The sequence below is a fragment of the Halopseudomonas oceani genome (genome assembly GCF_002903165.1).
GTDB classification, from domain to species: domain Bacteria; phylum Pseudomonadota; class Gammaproteobacteria; order Pseudomonadales; family Pseudomonadaceae; genus Halopseudomonas; species Halopseudomonas oceani.
Window position 1 is genome coordinate 15,368 of sequence record NZ_PPSK01000002.1, and the last position, 15,075, is coordinate 30,442.

The window sequence follows — 15,075 nt, forward strand, 5'->3', positions numbered from 1 at the left end:
AGGGGTGATTCGGTAGTGTGATGACTGTAGCCTGTGATTACCTTCAGTGGGTTCGGATTCCATGACCAGTAAGAACAGCTCTGCTCAGTCGCGTAACAAGCCGCTCAAACGCCCCACTCAGGGGCGGGCCAAGATGACGGTACAAGCGATTTTCGATACCTATGTTCGGATTTGGCAGCGTGATGGCTGGGAGCGGGTAACGACCCGTGCCGTGGCGCTGGAAGCCGGCGTTGCGGTCGGCACGTTGTACGACTACTTCCCCAGCAAACAAGCCCTGCACTCTGGCTACGTGCGCCACTGTATCGAACGCCTGTTGCTGACAGTTGAGCAGCAGGCTATCGAGCCGCCAGAGTTGACGTGGCAGGAACGTATCGGCCGGCTGGTCCGCCTGCTGGGCGGCGTAGCCGGGGACGCTGCCTGGTTTCATCCGCAAATGCTTGAGTTGGAACCGGTGATTGCCGAGCAAAAGCACCAGCAGCGCGCCTATCTGGAGTTGCTCGGTATTTGGCAGCGAGTGCTGGCAGCCTGCAGTGACCTGCCGCAGCTGCCGTCTGCCGAGCGGATCGAAGCCTTGCACCTGATGATCTGGGGGGCTCGCCGGTATGCTCTTCTGGTGCAGCTGCCGGGCGAGCGGCTGTCGGAACTGGTGGCGGAGCAGGAGCAGGTTTGCCTGCAGGCGTTTGCTCAGCTCAGCGCCGACTAGTGGCGACGTCGAGGTAGTCTCGTTGGATTGCCGTCTCCAGTGCGTTGGCGGCAGTGACCAGTTCATCGTAGGTTTGCCGCAACGTGCGCAGTTCGCTGATTTGTTCTTCGTTGGGTGGATTGCCTTTGCAGATGTCGGCCATTTTCAGCAGGCCGCAGAGGTAATCCTTGCGGGTCTGCGCGACCATCGTCAGCAGCGGCGTGAGGGCTTCCAGGCTGAGTTGCGGGATGGCGGGGTTGATAATGCTGCGGTTGATTTCGCGGCGTTGTTTTTCAAGTTCAAGCAGCAGGCGGTTGTTATCGATGGCCATGATCTGGTGTCCCCCGTTCAGATAGCCACAGCGTAGCCAATTTGCCGTCGAAGTGGGAGAGATAGCTATGTTCAAATTGTGTGTCTTTGTGCCTGTCAGCCATGTGGAGCAGGTCAAACAGGCGCTGTTTGCTGCAGGTGCCGGGCGTTTGGGCGACTATGATTGTTGCAGCTGGCAGGTGTTGGGCACGGGCCAGTTCCGGCCGCTTGATGGCAGTCAGCCGTTCCTTGGTCAGACCGGTGTGGTTGAGCAGGTTGAGGAGTATCGGGTCGAGATGATCTGCGCGGCGAATTGTATTGAGGCTGCCATTGCGGCGTTGCGCGAGTTTCATCCCTACGAAGAACCTGCGTTCGACGTCTGGCGACTTGAGGCGGCGCTGATGCAAGGCTCACTCAGGGCGTGATTTCGACTATGGTGCCGTCTGGCACCAGCTCCCACAGCTCGCGCATCTCGGCGTTGCCCAGCGCGATGCAGCCATTGGTCCAGTCCAGCCCCTTGAAGTACCACTCCGGGTACTCCTCATTAATCGGTGTGCCGTGGATCATGATCATGCCGCCGGGGTCCTCGATGCCGGCTTCATAGGACGCCATGCGGTCCTTGAGGTTGGGGTAGTCCAGGTGAAGACTGAGGTTGTACTGCGGGCTCTCGTGACGCCAGTCGATGGTGTAGATGCCTTCGGGTGTGCGCTGGTCGCCTTGCTGGCGCTTGGGGCCGACTGGCTGGCGTCCAAGCGAAATGCGGTATTCGTGCAGCACGCGGCCCTCGCTGATGATTTGCAGGCGGCGCTCTGCTTTGTTGATCAGGACGCGATCAATTGGCGGTTGACCAGCCCACACCGGCGATGCCAGCAGGCAGACGCTGAGCAGCAGGGCGAGCAACTTCATCGGCGGGTTTGTCCCGGTCGGTAGAGAATGTCACGGATACGTATCGGGAAGGTCTGCACCTGACGGTCGATGAAGTATTGCTTGAGGGTCTTGCCTATGGTTGGGAAGGCCAGTTCGTCCCAGGGGATTTCGTGCTCGTGGAACAGGCGCACTTCGAGGCTTTCCTCACCTGCGCTGAAATCCAGATCCGCCAAGTCGCCACGGAAAAACATGTAGACCTGGTTGATATGTGGCAGGTTGAACAGCATGTACAGCTCCTGCTGCTGCAGCCGGGCTCGCGCTTCTTCCCAGGTCTCGCGCAGGGCGGCTTCTTCGGTGGTTTCGCCGTTTTCCATGAAGCCCGCAGGCAGCGTCCAGTAACCTCGGCGGGGCTCAATCGCGCGGCGGCACAGCAAGACCTGTTGACCATGTACGGCAAGACAACCGGCGACGATGCGCGGGTTCTGATAGTGGATGGTCTGGCAATGATCGCAGACGAACCGTGAATGGGTGTCCCCGTCGGGGACGCGTGCGGTCACGCCTTGACCGCACTCGCTACAGAACTTCATGACAGGCTTCCGGCAGGCTGCTTGATAATTGGGCTCTATCTTGCTGATCGCGAGCGTTACGAGCAAGAGCGCGAGTGGACAAATTGGCACCTTGCACAGTTGCCTATCGGACGGTATTCACGCCGTGGTGCGGGTGGTTCTGCCCAAGTGATCATGCCATGATTGAGAAAATAAACGAGGAAACGATGCATGCTGGAAGATATGCGCATGCGGGTGATGCAGCACACCCCTCGCCAGATCAAGGCTCCTGGTCTGCCTGAGGCAGGCGTCTTGATTGCCATCACCTCGCAACCGCAGCCGGAAATTATTCTGACGTTGCGCTCGCAGCGGCTTTCTACCCATTCTGGCGAAGTCGCCTTCCCTGGCGGACGGCGCGACCCGGGCGACGTCGACCTGTGTTTTACCGCATTGCGCGAAGCACACGAAGAGATTGGCCTGCTGCCCGAATTGGTTGATGTGGTCGGTCCGATGGACTCGCTGGTGTCGCGCTTTGGCATCAAAGTCACACCCTATGTAGGCGTTGTGCCCGACCAGTTCGAGATCATTCCTAATGCCAGCGAAATCGAAGAGGTGTTTCGGGTGCCGGTCGAGTTCTTCCTGACTGATCCTCGCGAGATGACGCATCGTATCGATTACGAGGGGCGCAGCTGGTACGTTCCCAGCTACCGGTTCAATGGGTTCAAGATCTGGGGGCTGACGGCCTTGATGCTGGTCGAACTGATGAACACCGGCTTCGACGCCGGTATCGCCTTGCATACGCCCTACGACGGGCACAATAAAAACTAGGAGCACGAACCATGAAGTACAGCCTGGGCAACGATCGGGTGGAAATGGCGGCAGATGCCTGGATCGCTGAAACCGCAGCAGTCATCGGCAAGGTCAAGCTGGAGGCGGGTGCCAACGTCTGGTTTGGCGCGGTGATTCGCGGTGACGTTGAGCAGATTACCGTCGGCGAACACAGCAATGTGCAAGATGGTGCGGTGATGCATGCTGACAGCGGCGTGCCGTTGACCCTCGGCAAAGGCATCACAGTCGGCCATAATGCGATGCTGCATGGGTGCACCGTTGGGGACTACAGTCTGATCGGCATCAATGCGGTGGTGCTCAACGGCGCGAAAATAGGCAAGCATTGTATTATTGGTGCCAATAGCCTGATCCCCGAGGGCAAGGAGATCCCGGACGGCTCGCTGGTCATGGGCTCCCCCGGTAAGGTGGTCAAGACGCTGAGCGATCAGCAGAAAAAGATGCTGGAACTGAGCGCCGCCCACTACGTGCAGAACGCCAAACGTTTTCGCGATGAACTCAAGGTACAGGAAGACTGATGACCCGCTCTGCCCCGGTTCGCTCACCCTGCGTCAGTATTTGCGCGCTGGATGACAATGATATCTGCACCGGTTGCCAACGAACCGGTATGGAGATCGCGACCTGGGGGCGGCTGTCTGACGAGCAGCGTCGCGAGGTGCTGGCTCGCTGCGAGGAGCGCGCGCGCGGGCAGGGGCTGTGGATTGGCACCGCTACTCATTCAACTCTTTAAGGTAGAACAGGCATGACGGTAATCGGGACCCCCTACGCGGAAGATGCGACGCGGGTATTGCTGCTGGGCTCGGGCGAACTGGGCAAGGAAGTGGCGATCGAACTGCAACGGCTGGGCTGTGAGGTCATCGCGGTAGACCGCTATGAGCATGCGCCGGCAATGCAGGTGGCGCACCGCTGTCACGTTATCAGTATGCTGGATGGTCAGGCGTTGCGTGAGGTAATTGAGGCCGAGCAGCCGGACTATATTGTGCCGGAAATCGAAGCCATAGCGACCGCGACGCTGGTCGAGCTGGAAGCCGAAGGTTACAACGTGGTGCCGACCGCCGAGGCGGCGCGTTTGACCATGGATCGCGAAGGTATTCGTCGTCTGGCGGCCGAGAAGCTGGGCTTGCCGACCTCGGCGTATCAGTTTGCGGACACCCAAAACGAGTACCGCGCGGCCGTGGCGGCTATCGGCATGCCCTGCGTGGTCAAGCCGGTGATGAGTTCCTCCGGCAAAGGGCAGAGTCTGGTGCGCGAGCAGGCCGATATCGACAAAGCGTGGGAGTATGCCCAGTCCGGTGGTCGTGCCGGTCAGGGGCGGGTGATTGTCGAAGGCTTTGTCGATTTTGATTATGAAATTACCCTGCTGACGGTGCGCCACAGCGGCGGCACCACGTTCTGCGAGCCGATTGGCCATCGCCAAGAAGCAGGTGACTACCGCGAGTCCTGGCAGCCGCAGGCTATGAGTGAAGGCGCCTTGGCTGAAGCCAAACGGGTTGCTTCCACTATTACCGAGGCGCTCGGTGGCCGCGGTGTGTTTGGCGTGGAACTGTTCGTCAAAGGTGATCAGGTGTGGTTCAGCGAAGTTTCACCGCGCCCGCACGATACTGGTCTGGTGACGCTTATTTCGCAGGATTTGTCGGAGTTTGCCCTGCACGCCCGCGCCATTCTGGGATTGCCAGTACCGGTGATTCGCCAGTTTGGCCCGTCTGCGTCGGCTGTGGTGCTGGTGCAGGGGCAGTCGGCCAATGTCAGCTTTGGTAATCTCGCTGCCGCACTCAAGGAGCCAGACACCCAGCTACGGCTGTTCGGCAAGCCGGAAGTCGATGGTCAGCGCCGCATGGGGGTTGCGCTGGCGCGTGACGAGGCGATTGACTCCGCGGTAGCCAAGGCGGTGCGTTCGGCGTCGGCGGTGGAGGTCAAGCTCTGAGTCGCTGGTGGTATCTGGCAGCACCGGCTTTGCCGCTGCTGCTGCCACAAGCCATTTGGGTCAAGCGTACCGCCTTGCGGCTGCCGGATGCGCAGCAGCCTTGGCAGGGGCTGGTCACGGCGCCGGATGGTTCGCGCGACCGGCCACTGAAACTGCTGCTGGTTGGGGAGTCAACGGTGGCGGGTGTCGGGGTTGAGCGTCAGGAGCAGGCGTTGACCGGGCAGTTGGCCAGTCAGCTGGCACAGCAGTTGGGACGCCCGGTACAGTGGCAGGCAGCTGGCCGCAACGGCGCAGTCGCTGCAGACTGTCTGCAGGATCTGTTACCTCCGGCTCTGGCGCAGCGGTGGGATATTGCGCTCATCGTGCTCGGTGTCAACGACACCACCCATCTCACGTCAAGGCCGCGCTGGCGGCGCACTTTGCAGTGTCTTATCGAGCAACTGGGGCGTTGTTCCGGTCAGGTCATGCTGACCGAGGTGCCGCCGCTGGGGCATTTTCGCGCGCTACCGCAGCCGTTGCGTGGCTGGTTCGGCCTGCGTGCAGGGTTGATGGACGCGGATCTGCGACGGGTGGCGCACAGCTGTGGTGCGCGTTATCTGTCTTTGGATATGCCGTTTGAGCCTGGCTACCTGGCCCGGGATGGCTATCACCCGTCCGCCGCTGGCTACCAGCAATGGGCGGCGGGCATTGTCCGTCAGTTGTCTTCGTCGACCTTCTGATCGGCGGCGGCGCCATGCAGGGTCGCCTGATCCCGTGCACGCTCCCACACCTTTGCGCTTTTCACCATGTTGTCCTTGGTCTGCAGGATTTCCATGCGGTAGCCGCCAGTGGTCAGGCAGACGGCGGTCTCTGGAATGGTTTCCAGCTGTTCGGTGATCACGCCGTTGAGGGTTTTGGGGCCGTCGGCGGGTAGCTTCCAGTGCAGGTGGCGGTTGATGTCGCGAATGGACGCGCTGCCGTCGATAACGTAGGTGCCGTCGGCCTGTGGGTGTATGTCCTGACTCAGGCTGAGCATCTCGGTGGTGAAGTCGCCGACGATTTCCTCAAGGATATCTTCCAGCGTCACCAGGCCAATGACATCGCCGTACTCGTCAACGACGATGGCAATGCGGCGTTTTTGCTTTTGAAAGTTGAACAACTGGGTGTGCAGTGGCGTACTTTCCGGGATGAAATAGGGCTCCTTGCAGGCGCCCACCAGCGCCTCCTTGGTCAGCTCGCCGCGGCTGAGCAAGCGCGCGATTGAGCGCATGTGGACGATGCCGGTAACGTTGTTGATGTCGCCCTGATAGACCGGCAGCCGGGTGTAGTGGCAGCTGCGTAACTGGTGATTGATCGCCGTCATGTCGGTGTCCAGGTCAATGCCGACCGCTTCGTTGCGCGGGATCATGATGTCGTTGACGGTCATTTTTTCCAGGTCGAGGATACCCAGCAACATGTTCTGGCGGCTGCGGGTAATTCCCAGACCAGCCTCCCGGACCACGGTACGCAGTTCCTCTGTGGTCAGCTGATCGCCATCTTTGTCGTTTGGGTTCACCCCCAGCAGACGCAGCAACAGATTGCTGATCGCGCTGCAGACCCAGACCACCGGATAGAGTAGGCGCTGCAGCGCAGACAGGATGACGCTGGCCGGAAAGGCAATCAGCTCAGGCCGCAAGGCAGCGAGCGTCTTCGGTGTGATTTCGCCGAAGATCAGTACGACCACGGTCAGGATCATGGTCGCGATGGCGATGCCGGCTTCGCCCCAAATGTCGACAGCAACCACCGTGGCGATAGACGCGGCCAGGATGTTGACGATGTTGTTGCCGACCAGAATGGTGCCGAGCAGACGATCCGGCCGTTCCAGCAGGCGTGATGCGCGGCGGGCAGCACGATTGCCTTCTCTGCTCAAATGCTTCAACCGGTAGCGGTTGAGGCTCATCATGCTGGTCTCGGAGCTGGAGAAGAACGCCGACAGCACGATCAGTACCACCAGCAGAATCAGCAGCATGCCAGTATGGGATTCGTTCAAGGGCTTGCCTCAGGCGGGTCGTAGAAGGGTCAGGCGGCCAGCAGCAGCTCGCGCACCAGCTTGCTGCCGAAGTAGGCCAGCATCAGCAGTAGAAAGCCCGCGAGCGTCCAGCGGATCGCATTGCTGCCACGCCAGCCGCGGAAGTGCCGGCCCCACAGCAGAATGCCGAACACGACCCAGGCTAGGCACGAGAGCAGGGTCTTGTGGGCCAGATGCTGAGCGAACATGTTCTCAAGAAACACGAAGCCCGAGACCAATGCCAGGGTCAATAGGATCTCGCCACACAGCAGGAACTGGAACAGCAGCTGTTCCATGGTCTGCAATGGCGGGAAGGTACGAATAAAGCGGGTCGGATGCTTGTGCTTGAGCTGGTAGTCCTGGACCGCCAGCAGGGTCGCCTGGAAAGCGGCAATGGTGAAGATGCCGTAGGCCAGCACAGACAGCAGAATGTGCACCAGCAGGCCGTCCTGATCGGTTGGCAGGGTGGTGCCCTGTTCGGGGAAGAAGCCCGCTAGCAGACCGGTGATCAAGGCCATTGGATAGAGCCCCAGCAGCAGGCTGGTAACCGGCGCACGGAAGCTCGATATCAGCGTGACTGCCACTACCAGCCAGGAAATCAGCGAGCCGATATTGAACAGGCCCAGGGCAAAGCCCTGTGGTGTAGTGAGCTGAATATACAGGCTGACGGCGTGGGCCAGCAGGGCGACCAGCCCGATGGCGCGTAACAGGCTGGCGCTGACGGCCAGGCGTTTGCCGAGGCAGTGCATCTGATAGAGGATGCCGCTGAGGTAAAAACCGGCGGCCAACAGGCTGGGGGCGAGGGCTGTCATACGTCCTTGCGAGCGATTATCAACAAAGCCGCAGTGTGGCATAAGCCGCGTCCGGGTGAAAGCGTCTGCCGGTGTTCCCTATCCTGTGTCGGGTGCGCGGGGTATACTGCGCGGCTGAAAATGCGGCCGGGCTGCCCACCAAGGCCCGCCCTGGGAGAATGCATCATGTTTGAGAATCTTACCGAGCGCCTGTCGCACAGCCTGCGTGGTGTGACCGGTCAGGCCAAGCTGACTGAAGACAATATCAAGGACACCCTGCGTGAAGTGCGCATGGCGCTGCTGGAGGCCGATGTCGCGCTGCCGGTGGTCAAGACCTTTGTTGATCAGGTGCGCGAACGCGCGGTCGGCACCGAAGTGTCGCGCAGCCTGTCGCCGGGCCAGGTCTTCGTCAAGATCGTCAAGTCCGAGCTGGAAGCGGTCATGGGGCAGTCCGAGGGGCTGAACCTGGCTGTCAGTCCACCGGCGGTGATCCTGATGGCCGGCCTGCAGGGTGCAGGTAAGACCACCAGCGTGGCCAAACTGGCCAAGACGTTGCGTGAGCGCGAGAAGAAGAAGGTTATGGTGGTCAGCGCCGACGTTTACCGTCCGGCGGCGATCAAGCAGCTCGAAACGCTGGCCGCCGATGTGCAGGTCGAGTTCTTCCCGTCCTCCGCTGATCAGCAGCCGGTCGCCATCGTCGAGGCGGCGATGCGTGAGGCGAAGAACCGCTTTATGGACGTGCTGATTGTTGATACCGCTGGCCGTCTGCACGTCGACGACGAAATGATGGCCGAGATCAAGCAGGTGCACGCGGCAGCCAAGCCGGCGGAAACCCTGTTTGTGGTCGACGCCATGACTGGCCAGGACGCCGCCAACACCGCACAGGCCTTCAATGAAGCCTTGCCGCTGACCGGTGTAATCCTCACCAAAGTCGACGGTGATGCCCGTGGCGGCGCGGCGCTGTCGGTACGCCATATCACTGGCAAGCCGATCAAGTTCCTCGGTATGGGCGAGAAGATCGACGCGCTGGAAGTCTTCCACCCTGACCGCGTTGCCTCGCGCATTCTGGGCATGGGCGACGTGCTCAGCCTGATCGAGCAGGCTGAGCAGAAGATCGACAAGGACAAGGCCGAGAAACTGGCCAAGAAGCTGAAGAAAGGCAAAGGCTTCGACCTTGAGGACTTCCGTGATCAGCTGCAGCAGATGAACGCCATGGGCGGTCTCGGCTCGATGATGGAAAAGCTGCCGATGATGGGCGGCAAGATTAACGCCGCCCAGATGGAAACCGCACAGACCGAAGCGGCCAAGCAGTTCAAGCGTATGGAAGCGATCATCAATTCGATGACGCCGGCCGAGCGCCGCAATCCTGATGTTATCAGCGGTTCGCGCAAGCGCCGCATCGCAGCAGGCTCTGGCACCCAAATTCAGGACATCGGTCGTCTGCTCAAGCAGCACAAGCAGATGCAGAAGATGATGAAGAAAGTCACCGGCAAGGGCGGTATGGCCAAGCTCATGCGCGGTGTGGGGGGCATGGGCGGTGGCGGAGGTGGCATGCTGCCTCCGGGGGGCGGTATGCCGCGGTTCTGAGGACTGCCCTGACCGCCGTTTTGTGGCGTTGGGGCATGCAGCTGACCGGTGGTGCCGGTTGCTGCTGAAAAAAGAGTTTTCATTGGTCGGGATATTCCGTAGAATACGCGACCTTTCGGGCTATAGGTGCATGCGTTGTTAGCTGCGGGCCCGCAAACGATTTTAAGTAGCGATACTCAAACACAGGAAACGATGTCGACATGGTAACCATTCGTCTTGCTCGTGGTGGCTCCAAGAAGCGCCCCTTCTATCATCTGACCGTTGCCAACAGCCGCAACGCTCGCGATGGCCGTTTTGTTGAGCGCGTAGGCTTCTTCAACCCGGTAGCCACTGGTGGTGAAGTGCGTCTGTCCGTGAACGAAGAGCGCGTCCAGTACTGGCTGAGCCAGGGTGCACAGCCCTCTGATCGCGTTGCAGCTCTGCTGAAGGAAGCTGGTCAGGCTGCTGCCTGATATGGCCAATACTCCTGAGCCGGCCGGGGCCCAACGGGTTGTACTCGGCAAGATTGTTTCGGTTCATGGGGTGCGTGGGGCGGTAAAGGTTTATTCCCATACCGACCCGCTGGACAACGTGCTTGATTATGCGGAGTGGTCCCTGAATCGGGGCACCGAGCAACGCACAGTGTCTGTCCTCGGTGGTCGCGTCCAAGGGCGCGTGTTGGTGGTCAACCTCAAGGGGGTTGATGATCGCAACAAAGCCGAGGAGCTGGTCAATTTCGAGATCAGTATTGCGGCTGACGCACTGCCTGAACTCGAAGATGGCGATTTTTACTGGCATCAGCTGGAAGGCCTTCAGGTTATGAACCAGGAAGGGCAGCTGTTCGGGAAGGTGGATCACCTGCTCGAAACCGGCTCCAACGATGTCATGGTGGTCAAGCCCTGCGAGGGCAGTATTGATCAGCGTGAGCGTCTGTTGCCTTATTTGCCGGGCCAGTTTGTAGTCAAGGTCGATCTGGAGACGAAAGTCATACTGGTCGACTGGGATGCGGAGTTCTGACCGGTGTGGGCCGGTGTCATTACCCTGTTTCCCGAGATGTTTGCGGCGCTGACCGAGTCCGGTGTTACCGGCAGGGCGGTCAAGCGAGGGCAGCTGAAAGTCGCTTTCAGTAACCCGCGCGAACACGCACATGACCGTCATCGCACGGTGGATGATCGCCCTTTCGGCGGTGGTCCCGGCATGCTGATGAAGGTTGAGCCGCTGCTGGAGGCAATTGAAGCCATCCGTCAGCAGGCTCCCTCCACCCCGCGGGTGATTTACCTGTCTCCGCAGGGGCAGCCTCTGACGCAGAAACGCGTCGAACAGCTGGCGCAGCTGGACAGCCTTGTGCTGTTATGCGGGCGCTACGAGGGCATCGACGAGCGCATCATCGATCGCTGCGTAGATGAGGAAATCTCCATTGGCGACTATGTGTTGTCCGGTGGCGAACTGGGAGCGATGGTGCTCCTGGACGCGGTGACTCGTTTGATTCCCGGTGTACTGGGGCATGCGGATTCTGCGGCAGAAGATTCCTTTTCGGCGGGATGGCTCGATTGCCCACATTACACCCGACCGGAAGAATTTGATGGGCAACGCGTACCGGACGTGTTGCTCAGCGGTAATCATGAACTGATCCGGCGCTGGCGTCTCAAGCAGTCTTTGGGTCGAACCTGGCAACGTCGGCCAGAGTTGCTCGAAGAGCTGGAATTGAGCAAAGAACAGCAACAGCTGCTGGCGGAATATATCCGTGAGCAGGAAACCGATAACCATTGAAACAGGTCCGACGGCCTGTGCAGGAGAAGCAAGATGTCCAATATTATTGCCCAGCTTGAAGCTGAACAGATGTCCAAGGAAATCCCCGCGTTTGCACCGGGTGATACCGTTATCGTCCAGGTCAAGGTTAAGGAAGGTGAGCGCTCCCGTCTGCAGGCCTTCGAAGGCGTGGTTATCGGTAAGCGTAACCGTGGTCTGAACTCGGCTTTCACCGTTCGCAAGATCTCCAGCGGTGTTGGTGTTGAGCGTACTTTCCAGACTTTCTCGCCGCTGATCGACAGCATCACTGTCAAGCGTCGCGGTGACGTTCGCAAGGCCAAGCTGTACTACCTGCGTGCTCTGTCCGGTAAGGCTGCTCGCATCAAGGAAAAGCTGTCCTGATCGGACAACTGACCCACAAAAAAGCAGCCTGAGGGCTGCTTTTTTGTGCCTGAGTGTTTTTAATCGACGGGTCGTCGCCCACTCGAGTCAAATCCATGCCTGATGTTGCGCCAATGCCGGTCAGTGACGCGGATCAGCAGCTGATCGATCAGTTCCTTGATAGCCTTTGGCTGGAAAAGGGCTTATCGAAGCACACTTGCAGTGCCTATCGCACCGACCTGCGGACGCTGGCCGGTTGGCTGGGGCAGCGCCGCACTGGCTTGCTTCAGGTGTCGCGTGCTGATCTGATGGCGCACTTGGGTTGGCGGCTGAGCGCGGGTTATCAGGCGCGCTCCAGCGCGCGTCTGCTGTCCTGTGTGCGCAGTTTCTATCGCTACCTGCTGCGCCAGCAGTTGATTGCCGAAGATCCGACCCGTGACGTGGCCATGCCCAAGATTGGCCGGCCGCTGCCGAAGGCGTTGAGTGAGGCTGATGTTGAGCGGCTGCTCGCGGCACCGGACAGCGAAGACAGCCTCGGCATGCGTGACCGCTGCATGCTGGAAGTTCTGTACGCCACCGGGCTGCGCGTCAGTGAGTTGGTCGGGCTGCGGCTGGATCAGCTGAATTTGCGTCAGGGTGTGGTGCGGGTAACCGGCAAGGGCAGCAAAGAGCGGCTGGTTCCGTTGGGGGAGGAGGCGATGCTCTGGCTGGAGCCGTATCTGCATTCTGCTCGCGTCGCGTTGCTGGCTGGCAAGCCGAGTGATGTGCTGTTTCCCAGTCGGCTGGGGCGGATGATGACGCGGCAAACCTTTTGGCACCGCATCAAGTTGCATGCGCAGACGGCAGGTATCCGCAGCGGGCTGTCGCCGCATACCTTGCGCCACGCTTTTGCGACGCATCTGCTCAATCATGGGGCCGACCTGCGGGTGGTGCAGATGCTGCTAGGGCACAGTGATCTTTCTACCACGCAGATCTACACCCATATCGCGCGGCAGCGCTTGCATGATCTGCACGCGCAGCACCATCCCCGAGGGTGAACCCCGTGGTGCGGAGTACTCCGTCGGACGAGTGCTCAAGCCCGCATCTGGCTGCGTTTCCCGCCGGTCAATAGGGCCGCTATTGGTTGTGCACTGCGCTTTATTTTCGCAGTCTCGATCGTTTGCAGAGCGCGTGTGGAATTGGTCAGTGCTTCCTTTATTCATGTTAAGCTTGACGGTCTTCAAAAGGAGTGGACTATGCGACTGAAAATCGGCCTGGCCGCCATACTGGCTCTGGCAGCGACACAAGTCATGGCGAACCCCGATCAGGCGATCCGGGACGCTCTGAAGACGATGAATTTTGATGTGCCGGTCAAGGTCGTGAGCGAGTCTCCCGTGGCGGGCCTGTACACTGTTGAACTGGAAAGTGGCCGCGTTCTTTATGCCAGTGCAGACGGCAAGTATTTCGTCCAGGGCTCGATGATTGAGGTCAATGACGGCCGGCCGCGCAACCTCACGTCCATCGCCGAGGCGCGCAACATCGGCGCGGTGATCAATGGCTTGCCGCAGCAAGAATTGATCGTGTTTGCGCCAGAGCAACCGAAGACCCATATCACGGTGTTCACTGACGTGGACTGTGGCTACTGCCGCAAGCTGCACAATGAAGTGCAGCAGTTGAACGACTTAGGTATCGAAGTGCGCTACGCTGCGTTCCCGCGCGGTGGTATGCAGTCCCGTGCAGCCAGCATCATGCAGTCAGTCTGGTGCGCAGATGACCGCAAGGCCGCGTTGACCGCAGCCAAGCAAGACGATGCAATTGCGCTGGCCAGCTGTGATAACCCGGTTGCGCGTCAGTACGAACTGGGTCAGCAGGTAGGCGTGCAGGGTACGCCGGCCATTTTTATGGCCAACGGGGTGTTGATCCCCGGTTATCAGCCAGCCGCTCAACTAGCGGCTATCGCGCTGGAAAATCAGTAATAACCGCGCTGGCGAGGACCTCTCCAGCGCGTTTTCATGTAATCGACTAACAACCAGGTAGGGACCAAAGTTTGAAACCGGTCAAAGTAGGTATTTGTGGATTGGGCACCGTCGGCGGTGGCACCTTCAATGTTCTGCAGCGCAACGCGACGGAAATTGCCCGGCGTGCTGGGCGTGGCATTGAGGTCGCCCAGATTGCAACCCGGCACCCGAACCCGGCCTGCAGCCTGGGTATGACACCGGTAACCGACGACGTCTTCGAACTGGTCAATAACCCCGAGATCGACATCATTGTCGAACTGATCGGCGGTTACACGCTGGCCAAGGATGTGGTGCTCAAGGCGATCGAAAATGGCAAGCACGTGGTCACCGCCAACAAGGCGCTGATTGCCGTGCACGGCAACGAGATCTTCGCTGCTGCCAGCGCCAAGGGCGTGATGGTTGCGTTCGAGGCCTCGGTTGCCGGCGGTATTCCGATCATCAAGGCGCTGCGTGAAGGTTTGGCCGCCAACCGCATCGACTGGGTCGCCGGCATCATCAACGGCACCGGCAACTTCATCCTGACTGAAATGCGTGACAAGGGCCGGACGTTTGAAGACGTGCTCGCTGAAGCGCAGGCGCTGGGTTATGCCGAGGCTGATCCGACCTTCGACGTGGAAGGTATTGATGCGGCGCACAAGCTGACCATTCTGGCGTCTATTGCCTTCGGTATTCCGCTGCAGTTCGACAAGGCCTACACCGAAGGGATCACCAAGCTGACCACCGCTGACGTGAACTACGCCGAAGCGCTGGGTTACCGCATCAAGCACCTGGGTGTGGCGCGCCGCACCGAGCAGGGCGTTGAGCTGCGTGTGCACCCGACCCTGATCCCGGCCGACCGTCTGATCGCCAACGTCAACGGTGTGATGAACGCCGTTATGGTAAATGGCGATGCTGTCGGTTCTACCCTGTATTACGGCGCCGGTGCTGGCGCTGAGCCCACTGCTTCTGCGGTTGTTGCCGACATTATCGACGTGGTCCGCACCCTGACCACCGACCCGACCAACCGCGTTCCGCACCTGGCGTTCCAGGCTGATGCGCTGTCGGATCTGCCGGTGCTGCCTGTTGATGAGGTTGAAACCGCCTACTACCTGCGCCTGCACGCGCAGGACCGCCCGGGCGTGCTGGCCAAGGTCGCGACCATCCTGTCCGAGCGTGGCATCAACATCGAATCGATCATGCAGAAGGACGTGGAAGAGCAGGACGGCCTGGTGCCGATGATTCTGCTGACTCACCGCGTGCGCGAGCAGAACATGAACGACGCGATTGCCGCGCTGGAGTCGCTTGAAGATATCGCCGGCCCGCTGATGCGGATCCGCGTGGAACAACTGGACTAATCCAGCGGCAAGCGACAAGCGACAAGCGGCAAGTAACCCCCCCGGCACTTGCCGCTTG

The 15,075-nt window shown here is 60.0% G+C and carries 20 protein-coding genes; 15 read left to right on the plus strand and 5 right to left on the minus strand.

The window, feature by feature from the left end; genetic code table 11:
- Positions 1–61: 61 nt before the first annotated feature.
- The gene (locus C1949_RS02250; protein ID WP_104736862.1) at positions 62–703 is read left to right on the plus strand and encodes a TetR/AcrR family transcriptional regulator; all 642 of its coding nucleotides are present in this window, start codon (positions 62–64) and stop codon (positions 701–703) included.
- Here the strand turns inward: C1949_RS02250 and C1949_RS02255 are convergent.
- Entirely contained in the window at positions 690–1,013 is a 324-nt protein-coding gene (locus C1949_RS02255) for a hypothetical protein (protein WP_104736863.1), read from the minus strand. The genes C1949_RS02250 and C1949_RS02255 overlap by 14 nt on opposite strands.
- Before the next feature lie 67 nt (positions 1,014–1,080).
- Between C1949_RS02255 and C1949_RS02260 the strand changes: the two genes are divergently transcribed.
- Positions 1,081–1,416: a YqfO family protein gene (locus C1949_RS02260; protein ID WP_104736864.1), complete on the plus strand. Its 336-nt coding sequence runs from the start codon at positions 1,081–1,083 to the stop codon at positions 1,414–1,416.
- On the opposite strand, the gene C1949_RS02265 is transcribed toward C1949_RS02260, so the two are convergent.
- Both C1949_RS02265 and C1949_RS02270 read right to left on the minus strand, forming a co-directional pair.
- A complete protein-coding gene (locus C1949_RS02265; protein WP_104736865.1) occupies positions 1,406–1,897 on the minus strand; it encodes a L,D-transpeptidase family protein in 492 nt (163 codons plus the stop codon). The genes C1949_RS02260 and C1949_RS02265 overlap by 11 nt on opposite strands.
- Positions 1,894–2,445 (minus strand): NUDIX hydrolase, encoded by a 552-nt coding sequence (locus C1949_RS02270; protein WP_104736866.1) that lies wholly within the window; start codon positions 2,443–2,445, stop codon positions 1,894–1,896. The genes C1949_RS02265 and C1949_RS02270 overlap by 4 nt, the downstream gene beginning before the upstream one ends.
- Before the next feature lie 189 nt (positions 2,446–2,634).
- Here C1949_RS02270 and C1949_RS02275 point away from each other — a divergent pair, with 189 nt between their 5' ends.
- From C1949_RS02275 to C1949_RS02295, 5 genes are read left to right on the plus strand one after another with little or no spacing between them, the layout of a single operon-like run.
- Positions 2,635–3,231 (plus strand): NUDIX hydrolase, encoded by a 597-nt coding sequence (locus C1949_RS02275; RefSeq protein ID WP_104736867.1) that lies wholly within the window; start codon positions 2,635–2,637, stop codon positions 3,229–3,231.
- Between the two features lie 11 nt (positions 3,232–3,242).
- Positions 3,243–3,767, plus strand: a complete 525-nt coding sequence (locus C1949_RS02280; protein ID WP_104736868.1) for a gamma carbonic anhydrase family protein — start codon at positions 3,243–3,245, stop codon at positions 3,765–3,767.
- On the plus strand, positions 3,767–3,979 hold the full coding sequence (locus tag C1949_RS02285) for a DUF1289 domain-containing protein (RefSeq protein ID WP_104736869.1): 213 nt from the start codon (positions 3,767–3,769) through the stop codon (positions 3,977–3,979). The genes C1949_RS02280 and C1949_RS02285 overlap by 1 nt, the downstream gene beginning before the upstream one ends.
- Positions 3,980–3,991: 12 nt before the next feature.
- Positions 3,992–5,173, plus strand: a complete 1,182-nt coding sequence (gene purT / locus C1949_RS02290; protein WP_104736870.1) for a formate-dependent phosphoribosylglycinamide formyltransferase — start codon at positions 3,992–3,994, stop codon at positions 5,171–5,173.
- 29 nt (positions 5,174–5,202) lie between these two features.
- A complete protein-coding gene (locus C1949_RS02295; RefSeq protein ID WP_229744484.1) occupies positions 5,203–5,892 on the plus strand; it encodes an SGNH/GDSL hydrolase family protein in 690 nt (229 codons plus the stop codon).
- Here the strand turns inward: C1949_RS02295 and C1949_RS02300 are convergent.
- Together C1949_RS02300 and C1949_RS02305 are read right to left on the minus strand one after the other, a co-directional pair.
- Positions 5,868–7,181 carry an HlyC/CorC family transporter gene (locus C1949_RS02300; protein ID WP_104736872.1) on the minus strand — a complete coding sequence of 438 codons (1,314 nt, stop codon included), beginning with the start codon at positions 7,179–7,181 and terminating at the stop codon, positions 5,868–5,870. The two genes, C1949_RS02295 and C1949_RS02300, sit on opposite strands and share 25 nt — an antisense overlap.
- Positions 7,182–7,210: 29 nt before the next feature.
- Positions 7,211–8,011, minus strand: a complete 801-nt coding sequence (locus tag C1949_RS02305; protein ID WP_104736873.1) for a cytochrome C assembly family protein — start codon at positions 8,009–8,011, stop codon at positions 7,211–7,213.
- 165 nt (positions 8,012–8,176) lie between these two features.
- Between C1949_RS02305 and ffh the strand changes: the two genes are divergently transcribed.
- The 8 genes from ffh to C1949_RS02345 all read left to right on the plus strand — a co-directional run bounded on the left by ffh (position 8,177) and on the right by C1949_RS02345 (position 15,017).
- A complete protein-coding gene (ffh, locus tag C1949_RS02310) occupies positions 8,177–9,577 on the plus strand; it encodes a signal recognition particle protein (RefSeq protein ID WP_104736874.1) in 1,401 nt (466 codons plus the stop codon).
- Between the two features lie 200 nt (positions 9,578–9,777).
- Entirely contained in the window at positions 9,778–10,029 is a 252-nt protein-coding gene (gene rpsP / locus C1949_RS02315; RefSeq protein ID WP_104736875.1) for a 30S ribosomal protein S16, read from the plus strand.
- A 1-nt stretch (position 10,030) separates the two neighbouring features.
- Positions 10,031–10,573: a ribosome maturation factor RimM gene (gene rimM / locus C1949_RS02320; protein ID WP_104736876.1), complete on the plus strand. Its 543-nt coding sequence runs from the start codon at positions 10,031–10,033 to the stop codon at positions 10,571–10,573.
- 3 nt (positions 10,574–10,576) lie between these two features.
- Positions 10,577–11,326 (plus strand): tRNA (guanosine(37)-N1)-methyltransferase TrmD, encoded by a 750-nt coding sequence (trmD, locus tag C1949_RS02325; protein ID WP_104736877.1) that lies wholly within the window; start codon positions 10,577–10,579, stop codon positions 11,324–11,326.
- Between the two features lie 33 nt (positions 11,327–11,359).
- A complete protein-coding gene (gene rplS / locus C1949_RS02330; RefSeq protein ID WP_104736878.1) occupies positions 11,360–11,707 on the plus strand; it encodes a 50S ribosomal protein L19 in 348 nt (115 codons plus the stop codon).
- A 95-nt stretch (positions 11,708–11,802) separates the two neighbouring features.
- The gene (gene xerD / locus C1949_RS02335; RefSeq protein WP_373289817.1) at positions 11,803–12,723 is read left to right on the plus strand and encodes a site-specific tyrosine recombinase XerD; all 921 of its coding nucleotides are present in this window, start codon (positions 11,803–11,805) and stop codon (positions 12,721–12,723) included.
- Between the two features lie 198 nt (positions 12,724–12,921).
- Positions 12,922–13,641, plus strand: a complete 720-nt coding sequence (dsbC, locus tag C1949_RS02340) for a bifunctional protein-disulfide isomerase/oxidoreductase DsbC (RefSeq protein ID WP_104736880.1) — start codon at positions 12,922–12,924, stop codon at positions 13,639–13,641.
- A 71-nt stretch (positions 13,642–13,712) separates the two neighbouring features.
- The gene (locus C1949_RS02345) at positions 13,713–15,017 is read left to right on the plus strand and encodes a homoserine dehydrogenase (protein WP_104736881.1); all 1,305 of its coding nucleotides are present in this window, start codon (positions 13,713–13,715) and stop codon (positions 15,015–15,017) included.
- Positions 15,018–15,075: the final 58 nt, after the last annotated feature.